At 74.3% G+C, this 14,819-nt stretch carries 12 protein-coding genes; 9 read left to right on the top strand and 3 right to left on the bottom strand.

Annotation, left to right across the window (positions count from 1 at the left end; translation table 11 throughout):
- Window positions 1-59: 59 nt before the first annotated feature.
- Entirely contained in the window at window positions 60-1,619 is a 1,560-nt protein-coding gene (locus tag ACGFWJ_RS25675; protein WP_392953671.1) for a CehA/McbA family metallohydrolase, read from the bottom strand.
- Window positions 1,620-2,052: 433 nt separating this feature from the next.
- Here ACGFWJ_RS25675 and ACGFWJ_RS25670 point away from each other — a divergent pair, with 433 nt between their 5' ends.
- From ACGFWJ_RS25670 to ACGFWJ_RS25640, 7 genes are all read left to right on the top strand, one after another.
- On the top strand, window positions 2,053-3,816 hold the full coding sequence (locus ACGFWJ_RS25670) for an ATP-binding protein (protein WP_392953668.1): 1,764 nt from the start codon (window positions 2,053-2,055) through the stop codon (window positions 3,814-3,816).
- The gene (locus ACGFWJ_RS25665) at window positions 3,813-4,220 is read left to right on the top strand and encodes a roadblock/LC7 domain-containing protein (RefSeq protein ID WP_387642822.1); all 408 of its coding nucleotides are present in this window, start codon (window positions 3,813-3,815) and stop codon (window positions 4,218-4,220) included. The genes ACGFWJ_RS25670 and ACGFWJ_RS25665 overlap by 4 nt, the downstream gene beginning before the upstream one ends.
- Before the next feature lie 13 nt (window positions 4,221-4,233).
- Window positions 4,234-4,587, top strand: coding sequence for a DUF742 domain-containing protein (locus ACGFWJ_RS25660; RefSeq protein WP_392953664.1), 354 nt, complete (start codon window positions 4,234-4,236; stop codon window positions 4,585-4,587).
- Complete coding sequence (locus ACGFWJ_RS25655) at window positions 4,568-5,185, top strand: ATP/GTP-binding protein (RefSeq protein WP_387642820.1); 618 nt, start codon at window positions 4,568-4,570, stop codon at window positions 5,183-5,185. The genes ACGFWJ_RS25660 and ACGFWJ_RS25655 overlap by 20 nt, the downstream gene beginning before the upstream one ends.
- An 88-nt stretch (window positions 5,186-5,273) precedes the next feature.
- A complete protein-coding gene (locus tag ACGFWJ_RS25650; protein ID WP_392953661.1) occupies window positions 5,274-6,719 on the top strand; it encodes a cytochrome P450 in 1,446 nt (481 codons plus the stop codon).
- 554 nt (window positions 6,720-7,273) lie between these two features.
- Window positions 7,274-8,152, top strand: coding sequence for a helix-turn-helix domain-containing protein (locus ACGFWJ_RS25645; RefSeq protein ID WP_392953658.1), 879 nt, complete (start codon window positions 7,274-7,276; stop codon window positions 8,150-8,152).
- Between the two features lie 217 nt (window positions 8,153-8,369).
- Window positions 8,370-11,183 (top strand): ATP-binding protein, encoded by a 2,814-nt coding sequence (locus ACGFWJ_RS25640; protein WP_392953655.1) that lies wholly within the window; start codon window positions 8,370-8,372, stop codon window positions 11,181-11,183.
- Between the two features lie 77 nt (window positions 11,184-11,260).
- Here ACGFWJ_RS25640 and ACGFWJ_RS25635 read toward each other — a convergent pair whose 3' ends face one another.
- A complete protein-coding gene (locus ACGFWJ_RS25635; protein ID WP_392953653.1) occupies window positions 11,261-11,971 on the bottom strand; it encodes a lytic polysaccharide monooxygenase in 711 nt (236 codons plus the stop codon).
- Window positions 11,972-12,100: 129 nt separating this feature from the next.
- The gene (locus ACGFWJ_RS25630) at window positions 12,101-12,784 is read right to left on the bottom strand and encodes a class I SAM-dependent methyltransferase (protein WP_387861750.1); all 684 of its coding nucleotides are present in this window, start codon (window positions 12,782-12,784) and stop codon (window positions 12,101-12,103) included.
- Between the two features lie 123 nt (window positions 12,785-12,907).
- Between ACGFWJ_RS25630 and ACGFWJ_RS25625 the strand changes: the two genes are divergently transcribed.
- Both ACGFWJ_RS25625 and ACGFWJ_RS25620 read left to right on the top strand, forming a co-directional pair.
- Window positions 12,908-14,047: a sensor histidine kinase gene (locus tag ACGFWJ_RS25625; RefSeq protein ID WP_392953651.1), complete on the top strand. Its 1,140-nt coding sequence runs from the start codon at window positions 12,908-12,910 to the stop codon at window positions 14,045-14,047.
- A gap of 82 nt (window positions 14,048-14,129) precedes the next feature.
- The gene (locus tag ACGFWJ_RS25620; RefSeq protein WP_392953648.1) at window positions 14,130-14,774 is read left to right on the top strand and encodes a response regulator; all 645 of its coding nucleotides are present in this window, start codon (window positions 14,130-14,132) and stop codon (window positions 14,772-14,774) included.
- Window positions 14,775-14,819: the final 45 nt, after the last annotated feature.

Genomic DNA, 14,819 nt, shown 5'->3' with positions numbered 1-14,819 from the left:
CTGCTGGTGCCCTCTTCGAGGCGCCCGGGCCACGCCCTGATCGTCGAGCTGTTGGATCGTCAAGATGCGTGCAGCACAATCGGATTGGTGAGTGCCGCCATCGGACCCCACGGCAGGTCGGGGCCCATGGAGTTTCCCTTGCCCGGGGTGCCGTCCGGCTTGGGGTGGCGGACTTCGGCGCGGACGTAGGTGGCGAGGGAGGCGGTGGTGCGCCACGTCACGGTGGCGGTGCCGGTGGTGGGGAGGGGCTCCTGGTGGAGTTGGCCCTCGTCGGTGATGAGGCGGACGGTGCCGTTCGGGACGCCGGTGACGGTGAGGCGGACGTCGACGGGGGCGTCGGCGGGGACGGTGAGCCGTTCGCCGATGGTGGCTCGGCGGCCGTGGCCGGTGGCGGTGAACTCGAGCTGGACGGCGGCGGATTCGGCCAGCCAGGTGTGGCCGGCGCGGAGGGCGGTGAGGAGGGCGGTGCGGTTGAGGTCGTCGGCGAGGACCACGTTGTGGGGGGTGCCGATGGGCTGGGGGGCGCTGTGGGCGTCGCTGTTGCCGAGGGCGGGGAGCCAGTTGCGGCCCTCGCGGAGGGCGGTGGCGAGGTTGGCGTCCCAGGTGTCGACGGCGGATTCGTCGTCGTACGTCCAGGGGCCGTTCCACACCTCGACGGCGTCGGTGTCCTGGTAGCCGAACTTCCACTGGCAGGCGACGTAAGGGCAGTAAGGGTGGGCGGCGACGACGAGGCCGCCGGAGCGGTGGACCTGGCGGGCGAAGCGGGGGAATTGGTCGTCGCGGGCCCGGTAGCGCCAGTCGACGAACTGGCCGGGGGCCAGGCCGAGGGCCAGCCAGTGGCCGTTGCGGGTGGTGATCTCCTCACCGGGGACGATCAGTAGGTCGGGGCCGGCCAGTGGGCCCCAACTTCCGTGCGAGGACGAGGTGTTGTGGTCGGTGGAGACGATGAAGTCGAGGCCGGCGGCGCGTGCCCCGGCGGCGACCTCGGCGGGCAGCCGGCGGCCGTCGGAGTGCACCGTGTGCAGGTGGCAGTCGCCCCGGTACCAGGCGCGGCCGCGGCCGCGGGCCCGCTCCGGCGGGTAGGCGGGGACGAAGGCCGGGCCGGGCGGGCCGAACCGGAGGGTGACCTGAACGGTGTAGGCGAGTCCGGCGGGGGCGACCTGGTAGGGGCCGAGGACGACGTGCCAGGTGCCGGGGTTGATCGGTCCGGGCAGGTAGCCGGGGGTGGCGGTCTCGCGGGACAGGCTGAACTCGGTGCGGAAGCCGCCCGACCACCCGCGGAAGCCTTCGCCGCCGAGGGCGGTGCCGCGTTCGTCGAAGATGCCGATGTCGCACGAGTTGCCGGGTGTGCCGGGCGGGACGGCCGGCCGGTCGTAGCTGTAGGAGACCGCGATCTCCCGTACACCGCGCGGTACTTCGAACGGGAGGTAGACGAAGTCCGGTGCGCCGGTGGGTAGTTGGCCGGTCAGGGTGAGCACCTGGTCCGAGGCGGCGGCGTGCGCCTGGCCGGTGGTGCCCGTCAGGGCGGCGGCGGCGCCGGTGGCCAGGCCGGTGCGCAGCACGGTGCGGCGATCGGTCAACTGGCGGTCGGTGGAAGGGAGATGGGGATCGGCGGGCATGGCGTTCTCCAGAGCGGTCGGCGTCGCCCGGCTGTCTACCCGCCGGGGTGAACCGCCGGTGAGGCGTGGCCCACCGGCAGGTGAGTACTCGGCGTGGTGATGGCGAACCGGTCATGGCCGAACGCGGCTGTAGCACCATCCGGGACGCGGCGCTGAAGGATCGCCGCGCGCGCCGCTCGTCCGGGTGAATCCGGGGCCGGGGGCCGTCGCGGGGTGCGTGGTGCGACAAGTCTGAGAGTCCCGGCGAGGGGCGCACGAACCGTTCGTCCGCGCGTTCGGGAATCCCCTCCTGAAGGGGGTAACTCTGCTGGTGCAAAGGCATTCTGACTGACCGTCAGGCGGATTCGAGCCACCGGCTATGCTGCTTCGCGCCCGGGCCCCGCCGCACCGCCCGGACCCGCGTCTCCATCCCTTTGACCGTATGAGGACACCGATGCTTCGACCCGGATCGTCGCCAGGAAACCGGCTGCCCGCAGCCGTACTCGTCGGCCTGCTGCCCGCGGTCGTGACCGGCGTGACGGTGGCCCTCGCGGCGACCGCCGGGCCGGGGCAGGCGATCTCGGGGATTCTGCTGTGCGGTCTGGTGGGCGCCGCGGCCGTGGCGGCGGCAGGGCTCGAAGCGGTGCGCCGGGGCCGGGCGTTGGAGGAGGCGCGCGCGGCCGGCGCGCGGCAGGAGGAGGACGTGCTCCGGCGGCTCGCCCGCCAGCAGGCCGGCATGATCGACCTGGCCAAGCGGGAACTGCCCGAGGCGATCAACCGGCTCCAGCGCGGCGAGTTCATCACCGACGTGCTCCGCTCCTACGAGCAGCGCCACCTGGCCGACGTCGGCGAGGACTTCCACGAGGCCCGGCACACCGTGGTGCGCTCCGTCCTCGACGCCGTCGACAACGAGGAGGCGATGCGCGAGTCAACCCAGCGCGCGTTCGTGAACATCGCCCGCCGCGTGCAGGCGATCGTCCACCGGCAGGCCGTCGACCTGCGCGAGATGGAGATGCGGCACGGCGACATGCCCGCCGTCTTCAACGACCTGCTGCTGCTCGACCACGGCAACGCGCTGATCGGCCGCCTCGCCGACTCGATCGCCGTGCTCGGGGGTGCCCGACCCGGCCGCCAGTGGAGCCGGCCCGTCCCGCTGTACAGCGTGCTGCGCGGCGCCATGTCCCGGATCCTCGACTTCCGCCGGATCTCACTGCACCCGGTCTCCGAGGTCGCGATCGTCGGCCCCGCCGTCGAACCGCTGATCCACGCGCTGGCCGAACTGCTCGACAACGCCACCCGCTACTCGCCGCCGCAGACCGACGTCCACCTCACCGCCGTCGAGGTGCAGACCGGCATCGCGATCGAGATCGAGGACGGCGGCCTCAGCCTCGGCGAGGAGGGCCGGGCCAGGGCCGAACGGATGCTGGAGGAGGCGCAGTCCGGCATCGACCTCAACGACCTCGGCGAGACCCCGCGGCTCGGCCTCGCCGTGGTCGGCCGGCTGTCCCGCATGTACGGCTTCCAGGTGTCGCTGCGCCCGTCCGCGTACGGCGGCGTGCGGGCCGTGCTGATCGTTCCGCAGCGGTACATCACCACCGCGCCCGCTCCCGCCCGGGCCCACGGCATCGGCCGGATGGCCAGCGGCCACCCGGCGGCGAACCGCAGGACGGACATGCACCCGGGCAACCCGGTGTGGACGCCGCCCGCCGGCGAGCTTGCCACCGAGCCGGCCACTGAGCCGGCCCCGGCCCCCGTCCCCGCCCCGGCCGTCCCGACCCACACGCCGTCCGGCGGATTCGCCGCCGCCTCGGCCTTCCCGGCCGCCGGAGGCTCTGCCGCAGCCCGGCCGCGGGTGCCCGCGCCGTCCCCGTCCCTGTCCCTGTCCCCGTCCCCGGCCCCGTTCCCGGGCGAGGACGACTACCCGGTGGTGACCGAGCGGACCGCCAACGGCCTGCCGCAGCGCCGCCGCCACGCCCCACCGCTGCGCGGCACGGTCGGGCTCGGCGCCCCCAGGCCGCGGCGGGCCACCGCACCCGCTCCCGCCCAGGCATCCGCCTCCGCGCAGGCATCAGCACCCGTACCCGCACCCGTCGCCGAGCCGGTTCAGCCCGGCCTGTGGCTGGCCGCGTTCACCGAAGGCGTCAACGGCACCGCGCCCGGCGCCCCGGCGGACGGCCACCACGCCAGTGAAGAGTCAGCAGGGAAAGGCGAGAAGTGATTCAGCAACGGACCAACATGGACTGGATGCTCAGGGACCTCGCGGAGAGCGTCCCGCACGCCCGGCACGCCATCGTCCTGTCGGCCGACGGCCTGCGGCTGGCCCAGCACGGCACCGACCCGGACACCGCCGACCGGCTGGCCGCGGCCTGCGCCGGACTGCAGAGCCTGGCGCACGCGGTGGGCAGCGAATTCCCGCACGGCGACGGCCGGATGCGGCTGGTGGTGATCGAGGTCGGCGGCGGTTTCTTCTACCTGATGGCGGCCGGCTCCCGGGCGTTCCTCGCGGTGCTCGCCGACGAGGGCGTGGACGCGGGACTGGTCGGCCAGCGGATGCGCGACCTGGTCGCGCGGATCGGCGAGCACCTCACCACACCGGCCCGCACCGGCGAACAGCTCGCGTGACTCGGCGTCCCCGATGAGCAACCAGGACTGGGAACAGGTCGGCCCCGAGCGGTACTTCGTGATCGGCCGGGGACGCGACGGGCAGCCCGCCGCGACGGACTTCGACCTGGTCACGCTGATCCTCGCCCGTTCCCGGCCCGAGCCCGCCATGCCGCCCGAGCACGCGGCGATCCTGGGCATCTGCGGCTCGCCGCTGTCGGTGGCCGAGATTTCCGCGTACCTGCGACTGCCGAACAGCCTGGTCATCGACCTGCTGACCGAGCTGTTCGGCGCACGCCGGATCGAGGCGCGCGCCCCGATCCCGCCGGCCGACCTTCCCGACCTTTCCCTGTTGGAGGCAGTGATCCATGGACTTCAGCGGCTCTGAGCCGGTGCGCGGGCCGCGCGAGGCCGACCTGCTCCCGGCCACGGTGGCCGCCGCCGTCAAGGTCGTCGTGGTCGGCGGCTTCGGGGTCGGCAAGACCACCCTGGTCGGCTCGGTCAGCGAGATCCGACCGCTGACCACCGAGGAGACCATGACCGAGGCCGGCGTCGGCATCGACGACCTGGCCGGGGTGGAACGCAAGCGCGCCACCACCGTGGCGATGGACTTCGGCCGGATCACCATCAGCGAGGAGCTGGTGCTGTACGTCTTCGGGACCCCCGGCCAGGAACGCTTCTGGTTCCTCTGGAACGGCCTGTTCGAAGGCGCGCTCGGTGCGGTCGTGCTGGTCGACACCCGCCGCCTGGAGGCCGGCTTCGACGTGCTGGGCCGGCTGGAGGACCGCGGCGTGCCGTTCGTCGTCGCTGTCAACTCCTTCCCCGAGTCCCCGGCCTACCCGCTCGACGAACTGCGCGCCGCGCTCGACCTGCCGTCGCACGTGCCGATCGTCGAGTGCGACGCCCGCGCCCGGGAGTCGGGACGCGACGTGCTGATGGCGCTGATGCGCTACCTGTACGACCTCGCGGCCCAGCCCGTCGGCTGAAGCCCGGCCCGCCGGCGGAAGCCTGGCCCGTCGGCTGAAGCCCCACACGTCCGTTGACGTCCTGCACCGTACCGATCGGAGACCTCCTGTGATCCCCGAAGAGCGCACGTACAACGGCGCCGTCCCCCCGCCCGGCTGCCCGGCCCACGGTGCCACCCCGCTCCAACGGAGCGACCTGCGGCGGCTGTTCGGGCCGGAGGCCGAGGCCGACCCGGCCGGCCTGTACGAGAAGCTGCGCGCCGAGCACGGCGACGTCGCGCCCGTCCTGCTGTACGGCGACCTGCCGGCCTGGCTGGTGCTCGGCTACTCCGCCAACCTCACCGCGATGCGCACCCCCTCCCGGTTCTCCCGCGACTCCCGCCGCTGGACCGAGTTCCAGGAGGGCCGGGTCGCCCCCGACTCGCCGGTGCTGCCGGTGATCGCCTGGCAGCCGACCTGCTCGTTCGTCGACGGCGAGGAGCACCGGCGGCTGCGCACCGCCGTCACCGACGGCCTGAACGGCTTCGACCGGCGCGGCATGCGGCGTTACGTCACCCGCTTCGCCGACCAGCTGATCGCCGAGTTCGGCGGCACCGGCCGGGCCGACCTGGTCTCCCAGTTCTCCGAGCACCTGCCGATGCTGGTGATGACCCAACTGGTCGGCATGCCCGAGGAGTACGGCCCGCGGCTGGTCGAGGCCGCCCGCGACCTGGTCCGGGGCACCGAGACCGCCGTCGCCTCCAACGAGTACGTGGTGGAGTCGCTGCGCCGCACCGTGGACCGCAAGCGCTCCGACCCCGGATCGGACCTGGTCACCCGGCTGATGGAGCACGAGTCCGGCCTGAGCGAGGACGAGGTGCTCCAGCACCTGCGGTCGGTGCTGCTGGCGGCCAACGAGACCACCATCAACCTGATCTCCGAGACGCTGAAGATGGTGCTCACCGACGGCCGTTTCCGTGCCCACCTGTCCGGCGGGCAGATGACCCTGCCGGACGCGCTCGACCAAGTCCTGTGGGACGCACCGCCGTTCATGCTGGTCCCGGGTCGCTGGGCGACCGGCGACACCGAGCTCGGGGGCCGTCGCATCAAGGCCGGCGACATGCTGCTGATCGGCCTCGCGGCCGGAAACGCCGACCCGGCGGTGCGGCCAGACCTGAACAAGCCGCTGTTCGGCAACCGTTCGCACCTGGCGTTCGGCAGCGGCCCGCACGAGTGCCCCGGCCAGGAGATCGGCCGGGCGATCGCCGAGACCGGTATCGACATTCTGCTCACCCGGCTGCCGGACCTCCAACTGGCGGTCGAGGAGGACGAGTTGGTCTGGCGCGGGAACTGGATGTCGCGGCACCTGACCGGGCTGCCGGTGAGCTTCACCCCGCGCAACGCGCTGCAGCCGCAGGACCCGACCACCACGGCCAGCGCCCCGGTGATCTCCACCCCCGTGCCCGCGTCGCCCACCCCGCCCGCCGGGTACGCTCCGCCGGTCGAGCCCGTGCGCGCGGTGCCGGAGCAGCGTCGCGGCTGGTGGGCCGGCCTGTGGGCGAAGCTGGTGGGCTGACACGCGGCCGACCCCGGTGCCGGGGCGTTGACGTCGGCGCGGGGCCCGGGGCTTGTCCGGCCGATCTTGCCGGGTGCGTGCCGCCGGAACATCCCACCCCCAGTCCGCAACGACTGGGGGAGACGCGCTGATCCGACAAGATCGGCCGGAAAGAACCTAGTCGTGCGGCATTCGGTGGGCATCGGTCGAATGACCAGTCGTCGTGACCTGCTCCGCCCATCGGCCGGCCCCGGGTGGGAGGGCATCGCCGCAGGTCAGGGCGGGTTTCGGCGGCTTGGCGGGTGGCCGGTGAGTCGCCGGTCCGCGTGGGCGGGCGGTTGGCCGCCGCCGTTCCGGGCGGATAGGAATGCTGTCAGGACGAGGGGGCGCGACGCAGCCCGGACGGAATCCGACCGGTGCGCTCCTCGGCCGCCCCTTCCAGGCTCGGACCGTTGCCGGGTGTGAACCCTCGGAGCACCGGTCCCGCACCGATCGGACGTATTCGAACCTTCGCGTGGCGGGAGAGCCGGTCGGGGCCTGTACCGACCTCTGGAACGACACGATGGGACCCTTCCATGCACCACTCGGGCACCAACGCACTCCTGTCCGCCCCCAGCGCTCTCTCGGCATTCGTCCCGGCGCCGCGGCCTGCCCCGGAGGCGGGCTCCGGCGGCGGCATCCTCGACCTGCTGCCCGCATCGGCGGGCGCCGCCGCCGAGCAGTGCGTCTACGTCACGCTGCACCTGGCCGGGCGGGCGGTCCTGCGCCGCCCGCACGCCGAACTGCCCGTCGTACCGGGCGATCTGGTGATCAGTGGCGGTCGGTACCCGGCGAACCTGCTGCGGGGGGCCGACTGCGCGAGCCGGATGTACCGGGTGCCGTGCAAGGTGCTGGGGATCTCCGCGGCCGAGGTGCGAGCCGCCGGCACCCTGCTCGCCCCGGGCTCCACCGGGATCGGGGCGATGGCCTCGCAGTTCCTCGCCGCGCTGGGCGAACACTCCGACCGCCTCGCCCCGCTGGCCCGGATCCGGCTGGCCCGCAGCTCCGCCGACCTGCTCGCACTCCTGATCACGGACCTGCTGGACCAGGACGACCCGGGCCGGGCGGGCGGCTCCGCCGAACTGCTCGCCCGGATCCGGGCCCACATCGAGCAGAACCTGGGCGACCCCGAGCTGTCGCCGGAGTCCGTCGCGGGCGCCCTCTGCATCTCGGTCCGCTACCTCCACCGGCTGTTCCAGCAGGACGGCACGACGGTCGGCCAGTGGATCCGCCACCGCCGCCTGGAAGCCTGCCGCCGCGACCTGGACCGGCCGGCGAACCGCCGGGTGCCGGTGGCGGTCGTCGCGGGTCGCTGGGGATTCATCAGCGCCTCGCACTTCAGCAGGGTGTTCCGCGAGGTCTACGGCCTGACCCCCAGCCAGTGGCAGGGCCGCGCCGACACCCGCCCCGCCTGATCCTCTCCGCGCGCGGAACTGACCTCTTCGCGCGCGGAACTGACCTCTTCGCGCGCGGAACTGACCTCTCCGCGCACTCTCCGTGCACGGAACTGGCCTCACAGCGCACTGCGGGGCGTCCGGTGCCGTCCGCGCACAGCTGCCGGCGGGTGGCCGGGGCGCCGCGTGGCAGGATGGCCGGGACCAGACGGATCCGAAGAACGACGAGGCCAGCGACGTGACGACCGCCCCTGCCGGCGCCGACCTGAGGGGCCCGCGCAGGCCGTCCGGGGTTTCGGCGGCCGTCCGACCCCAGCTGCCGGCGGAGCAGCCACTGCTCGGCCGCGAAGGTGAGCGGGCCAGGATCGGCGAGTTGGTCGAGACGGCGGTCGGCGCGGGCCGGGGGCCGTCCGTGCTGGTGCTGACCGGTGAACCCGGCGCCGGGAAGACGTCGCTGCTCGACCAGGCCGCCGAGCAGGCGGCCGCGCGGGGTGCGCTGGTGCTGCGGGCCCGCGGCAGCGAGAGCGAGCACGGGATCGGCCTGGCCGCGCTGCACCAGCTGCTGCGGCCGCTGCTGGCCGGTGCCGGGCGGCTTCCGGAGATCCAGCGCCGGGCCGTGCGCGGCGCGTTCGGCATCGGGGCCCGGGCCGGGGAGCCGGTCGATCCGCTGCACCTGCGGGTCGGTGTCGCGACGCTGGTCGGTGACGCCGCCGTCCGGCAGCCGCTGCTGCTGGTGGTCGACGACCTCCAGTGGCTGGACCTCGGTTCACTGGACCTGCTGGCCTTCGTCGCCCGCCGGCTGGACGGCGAGGCCGCCGCGCTGCTGGCCGCCGCCCGCGAGGACACCGTTCCGCTGCGGTTCGACCGGGACTTCCCGCAGCTGGCCGCCGGGCCGCTGGACCGGGCCTCGGCCGGGCTCCTGCTGGACGCCCAGCCCGTTCCGCCGTCCGGCCGGGCCCGGTCCCGGATCCTTCAGGAGGCGGCCGGGAACCCGCTGGCCCTGGTGGAGCTCAGCCGTGCCCTCGCCCACGGCCGCGCCGAGTCCGGCGGCAGCCGGACGCTGCCGCTGACCAAGCGGCTGGAGAACCTGTTCGCCGCGGACCTCCCGGACCTGCCGCCGGACACCCGCCGGGCCCTGCTGCTCACCGCGGCCACCGACACCGGCGAGCTGTCCGACGTGGTCGGCGCGGCCGGCGGCCTGGACTGCCTGGCGGCGCTGGAGCCCGCCGAACGCGCCGGGCTGGTCCGCGTCCAGGACGGTCTGCTGCGGCTGCGGCACCCGCTGGTCCGGTCCGCGATCTACGGGGCGGCGTCCTTCACCGAACGCCGATCCGCCCACCTGGCGCTGGCGGGCGCGCTCGGCCACGAACCGGACCGGCAGGCCTGGCACCTGGCCGCCGCCGCGACCGGCCCGGACGCCGAGGTCGCCGACGCCCTCGCCGCCAGCGCCGAACGCGCCCGCAGCCGGGGCGGGCACGCCGCCGCGGCGGCGGCCCTGGAACGCGCCGCCGACCTCACACCGGACCCGGAGCTGCGCTGCCGGCGGCTGCTGGCGGCCGCCCAGTCCGCGATGTTCGGCGGGCATCCGCAGTGGGTGGGCGAGTTGACCGCCCGGGTGCCCGCGACCACCGACCGGCCGGAGCTCTGCGCCCAGGCGGGCGTGCACTCCGGCTGGGCGCTCGGCGTGACGCTCCGTCATGATGCGGCCCTGGATGCCCTGTTGGCGGTCGCCGAGCAGCACTCGGCGACTCTGCCCGGGCTCGCGTTCAACGCGCTCAGCGTGGCCGCGACCTCCGCGTACGCCTCCGGAGACCCCTTCTACCGGTCCGAACTGCGGCGGCTGGCCGAGCCGTTGACGGACGTGCCGGACGCGGTCGGCCGCGCCTGGCTCGCCGCAGCGACCGCCGACCGGGCCCGCGCGCTGGAGCTGTTCGTGGCGGCCCGCGCAACGATGCGGGAGGACGACCTGGGCCACCTCGTCGTCCTCGGCGGCACCGCCTGGTGCCTGGACGAGACGGAGCCCGCCATGGAGCTGCTGGGCCGCGCCCTGGACCAGCTCCGCCGGGCGGGTACGGCCGGCACCAACGCCACCGTCTCGCAGGCACTCGCGCTCGCCCAGTACGAGTCGGGGGCCTGGACGGCCGCGCGCAACAGCACCGAGGACACCCTGTGGATGGCCGCCGAGGCGGGCGCCGACCTGTCCGCCACCGGCACCCGGATCCTGCAGGCCACCCTGGACGCCCGGCAGGGCGACCCGGCGGCCCGGGAACGGGCCGAGGCGGCGGTGCGCGGCCTCGACCTGCGCCGCTCGCTGGCCCTCCAGGTGCGCCATCGGGTGGCGCTGTCGATCGCCGCCACCGCCGCCGGTGACCACGCCGAGGCGTACCGGCAGATCCGGGCCGTGTTCACCAGGGACATCCGGCCCCGGCCGGTGCACTACCACGCCTCGCTGTACTACCTGGGCGATCTGGCGGCGGCCGCCGTGCACGCCGACGAGGCCGCGGACGCCCGGGCGGTGCTGGAGTCCGTCCAGCCCGACCTCGGCGAGGACCGCTCGCCGCGACTGCACGCGATCGCCGAGCGGGCGGCGGCGCTGCTGGCCGAGGGCGAGGACGCGGAACGGCACTTCCGGGCGGCGCTGGCGGATCCGGCCGGGGACAACTGGCCGTTCGAGCGGGCACTGGCCCAGCTGGACCACGCGGAGTGGCTGCGGCGCCGACGCCGGTCCGCCGAGGCCCGACCGCTGCTCGGCGCGGCGCTCGAGACCTTCCGGCGCCTGGACGCCGGGCCGTGGCGCGACCGGGCCGCCGCCGAACTGCGGGCGGCCGGCGCGGACGTGTCGACCGCCGACGCCGGCGCGTCGCAGGATCCGCTCACCCCGCAGGAACAGCGGATCGCCGAACTCGCCGCCCGGGGGCTGACCAACCGGGACATCGCCGCCCGGCTGTACCTGTCGCCGCGCACCGTCGGCTACCACCTGCGGAAGGTGTTCGCCAAGCTCGGCATCCGGGCGCGGGCCCAACTGCGGGACGCGCTGGGCGGGATCGACTGACCGTCATTCGTTCGGCCGCCCGGAGACCCTCCCCCACAGGGGGTCGCCGGGCGGCCGTTCCGATTCAGGGGCGGCTGCTACTTGCAGGCCCCGAGGTCCTCCCAGACGCCCCACTGGCCGGTGCTGCCGGGCTGTTCGCCCTGGGTCCACCACTTGGCGCGCCAGTTGTGGTTGCCGTACGAGGCGCTGTCGCCGCCGTTGTAGACCCGGGCCGGGTCCCACGCCGTGGCCGTGCAACTGCCGTTGCCGCCACCGGGGTTGCCGCCGCCGGTGCCGCCGATGTTGACGTCGATGCAGGAGTAGAACGCGTTCGCGGTGTCGGAGACGTTCCACACCGCGAGGACCTTCTGCCGGCCGGTGTAGCTGCCGAAGTTCACCTGGTGGCTGACGTCCGCCGGGGGCTGGGCGTTGTTGCCGGAGAACTGGGCGATCAACCGGTTTCCGATGAAGTACTGCCAGTTCGCAGTGGCGTGACGGGCCGTCAGGTGCCAGCTGAAGGTCTGGGTGGAGGACACGTTGGCGACCTGCCAGCCCTTGGAGTCGTCGTCCAGCTCCGCGTACTCGGAGTGGCCGCCGGAGCAGCTGAACAGGCCCTTCGGGCCCTCGACGCTCTGCGGTTCGTACTTGATCTGCCCGCAGACCACGACCTCGTTGGCGCACTGCGCCTGGCGGCTGGCCGGGTCGGTGACCCAGCCGTGGGCGCTGGCGGTGCCGGCCGACATGGTCAGCCCGAGCAGCGGGGCGACCAGCGCGCCGATAGCGGCCGTCACCTTTCTGTTTGCCTTCATCTCTCTTTGCCTCCTGATGTGGGGTCAGGGCGCGCGCCTCCCGGCGACCGATCGGGGCGGGGCCGGGAGAGCGGTCATAGGTCTAGACCGGATGCGCCGAGGGAGACGATAGCGGCGTGGCGGGCGCGGTCAAGAGGTCGCGCCGGACGGGTGTTCGGGCAACCCGGGCAGGTGCAGCTGCCAGACCCGGGCCGGGGGCAGGTTCGCCAGCACGGTGCGGCTGCCGGTCGCGCCGGCCCGCAGGTGGGCGGCCACGGTGCGCTCCACCACGGCGTGCCGGTGGAGCTCGGCGCGGGTGGCGAACAGTGCCCGGGCGCGACGGGTGCCGAGGTAGGCGAACCAGGTCAACGTCCCACCGGGGTGCAGAAGTTCGAGATAGCGGGCCATGATGCGATCGACCTGCGCGGGCGTGAAGTTGGTCAGCGGCAGACCGGAGACGATCACGTCGTAGCGCCGGTCGGTGGCCAGCTCCTCCACGTACGCCTGGTGCACCGTCACCCGGGTGGCGGCCTGCGCGGGCACCAGGTCGCGCAGCCGGGCGGCGAAGCGCGGATTGGCCTCGACCACGTCCAGGCGGCTGCCGCGCGGGAGTTGGGGCAGCAGGACGCGGGTGACGGCGCCGGTGCCCGCGCCGGCCTCCAGGACGTCGATCGGGTGCGGGGCGCGGACCCGCACCGGGGCGGTCAGCGCCCGGGCGAGGGCCCGGCTGCTGGGGGCGACCGCGCCGGTGGTGCGCAGGTCGCGGACGGCTTCGCGGAGGAACGCCAGACCGTCGGCCCGGGGCCGCGGCGGCGGAGTGCTCTGATCGGTCATGCCTTCGACGCTAGGAACGCGAAGCGCTTCGGCGATCCGCCGTCAGGCGGCCGTCGGTACCGACGAAAGTCGGTGGTGGGTACGGCCGTTCGGCGATCCCACCGGCCGGGAAGACTGCCTAGCATGGACGCCGTGACGTGGTGGAAGAGCCCACTGTGGGCGATCGCCGGACGGGCGGCGGTGCTGACCTTCCTGGTGGTGGCGATCAACCAGAACAGCGCCAAACTCGGCTACGAGAGCGAGCGGTTGAAGCTCACCCTGGCCGCGGCGTGCTGCGCCGCGTGTCTGACGATTCCTCAACTGCGGTTGAAAGTAGCGCCGGTGGCGACCGTGGTGCTCACCGCATGGTGGGGCTGGCTGGTCGATCTGCTGCTCGCCGCGGTGATGTTCGACCTGGCGGTGGCCCGGCGGACCAGGCTCGCGCTGCTCTGCGCCGCGCTCGCGCTGGCCGGCAACCTGGCGGGCCCGCGGGCCGCCTCGGTGTGGGTCGGGCAGCGGTGGATGTCCACGCTGACGGTGCTGCTGTTCGGCCTGGTGCTCGGCCTGTGGCAGGGCAACCGGCGCCGCCTGGTGCAGACCCTGGGCGGGCAGGTCGAACAGTTGCGGGTGGAGACCCGGCTGCGGGAGGACGCGGCACGTGCCGCCGAACGGTCCCGGATCGCCGCCGAGATGCACGACGTCCTCGCCCACCGGCTCAGCCTGATCGCTCTGCACACCGGCGTCCTCGCCACCCGCGGGGCCCAGCTGCCCGGCCCGGTCGCCGACCGGCTGGCCATCCTCCGCACCACCTCCGTCGAGGCGCTCACCGACCTGCGCGAGGTGCTCGGCGCGCTCCACGACCCGCAAGCGGTGGCGGCCGACGCGCCCGCCGTCCGCGAGGTTGCCGCGCTGGTCGAGGACGCCCGCGCCGCCGGGCAGCAGGTCGCGCTGACCGTCACCGGCCGGGGCCCGGACGCGCCGACCACGCACCGGCTGGCCGCCTACCGGATCGTCCAGGAGGCGCTCACCAACGCCCGCAAGCACGCCGACGGGGCGCAGGTCGAGGTCCGGGTCGACTACCGGCCGCCCGCCACCCTGGTCGAGGTCACCAACGGCGCGGGCACCGCCGCGTCCACCGCCGTCGACTCCGGCTACGGCCTGGTCGGCCTGCGCGAACGCGTCACCGCACTCGGCGGCCGGCTCGACGCCGGCCCGGCCGGCACCGGCTCCTGGCGGCTGTCCGCCCGCCTCCCGCACCCCGCGGCGAAGGACGGCTCCGCGTGAGCCGCACTTCGGCCGCCCGCCCGGGTGTGGGGTGCTCGCGTCGGCACATGCTTTCCGTTCCACCGCTCGAAGGGCGGCTTCGATGATTCGCACCCTGGTCGTCGACGACGACGCACTGGTCCGCCTCGGCCTCACCGACCTGCTCGACGGCGACCCCGGCATCGAGGTGGCCGCGCAGGCCGCCGACGGCCTCCAGGCGATCGAACGGGCAAGCGCTTTCCGCATCGACGTCGCCCTGGTCGACATCCGGATGCCCCGGATGGACGGCATCACCGCCACCGCCCGGCTGCGCGCCCTGCCGTCGCCGCCGAAGGTGATCGTGCTGACCACCTTCGACCTCGACCGGTACGTCTACGACGCGCTGGCCGCCGGCGCCGACGGGTTCCTGCTGAAGGACACCGACCCCGCCGAGATCCTGCGCGCCGTCCACCTGGTCGCGGCCGGCTCCGCGATGCTGCACCCCGCCGCCGCGCGCCGCGTCATCGACCGCTACCACGCGAGCGGCCGCACCGCCGCGACCGCCGCCCGGGCCCGCCTGGAGCGGCTCACCCCGCGCGAACGCGACGTGCTGGCGCTGCTCGCCGAGGGCCTAGCCAACGCCGACATCGCCGAGCGCCTCGCGATGCGGGAGAGCACCGTCAAGGCGCACGTCAGCCGGATCCTCACCGCGCTCACCGTCACCAACCGCGTCCAGGCGGCGCTGCTGGCCCGGGACGCGGCCGGCTGACGGAACGGCGAACCCCGCCGACCGCAGGGGTGCGTTCGACGGGGT

Origin of the sequence: Kitasatospora sp. NPDC048407, assembly GCF_043200475.1 — a bacterium.
Lineage (GTDB): Bacteria > Actinomycetota > Actinomycetes > Streptomycetales > Streptomycetaceae > Kitasatospora.
The sequence above is the reverse complement of the archived record's forward strand: the minus strand, read 5'-3'. Positions and strand labels throughout refer to the sequence as shown.

Coding starts and splice junctions, on each gene's coding strand:
- ACGFWJ_RS25670 (WP_392953668.1), top strand. CDS start 2,053: ATGCTTCGACCCGGATCGTCGCCAGGAAACCGGCTGCCCGCAGCCGTA.
- ACGFWJ_RS25675 (WP_392953671.1), bottom strand. CDS start 1,619: ATGCCCGCCGATCCCCATCTCCCTTCCACCGACCGCCAGTTGACCGAT.
- ACGFWJ_RS25625 (WP_392953651.1), top strand. CDS start 12,908: ATGGACGCCGTGACGTGGTGGAAGAGCCCACTGTGGGCGATCGCCGGA.
- ACGFWJ_RS25620 (WP_392953648.1), top strand. CDS start 14,130: ATGATTCGCACCCTGGTCGTCGACGACGACGCACTGGTCCGCCTCGGC.
- ACGFWJ_RS25645 (WP_392953658.1), top strand. CDS start 7,274: ATGCACCACTCGGGCACCAACGCACTCCTGTCCGCCCCCAGCGCTCTC.
- ACGFWJ_RS25660 (WP_392953664.1), top strand. CDS start 4,234: ATGAGCAACCAGGACTGGGAACAGGTCGGCCCCGAGCGGTACTTCGTG.
- ACGFWJ_RS25655 (WP_387642820.1), top strand. CDS start 4,568: ATGGACTTCAGCGGCTCTGAGCCGGTGCGCGGGCCGCGCGAGGCCGAC.
- ACGFWJ_RS25635 (WP_392953653.1), bottom strand. CDS start 11,971: ATGAAGGCAAACAGAAAGGTGACGGCCGCTATCGGCGCGCTGGTCGCC.
- ACGFWJ_RS25630 (WP_387861750.1), bottom strand. CDS start 12,784: ATGACCGATCAGAGCACTCCGCCGCCGCGGCCCCGGGCCGACGGTCTG.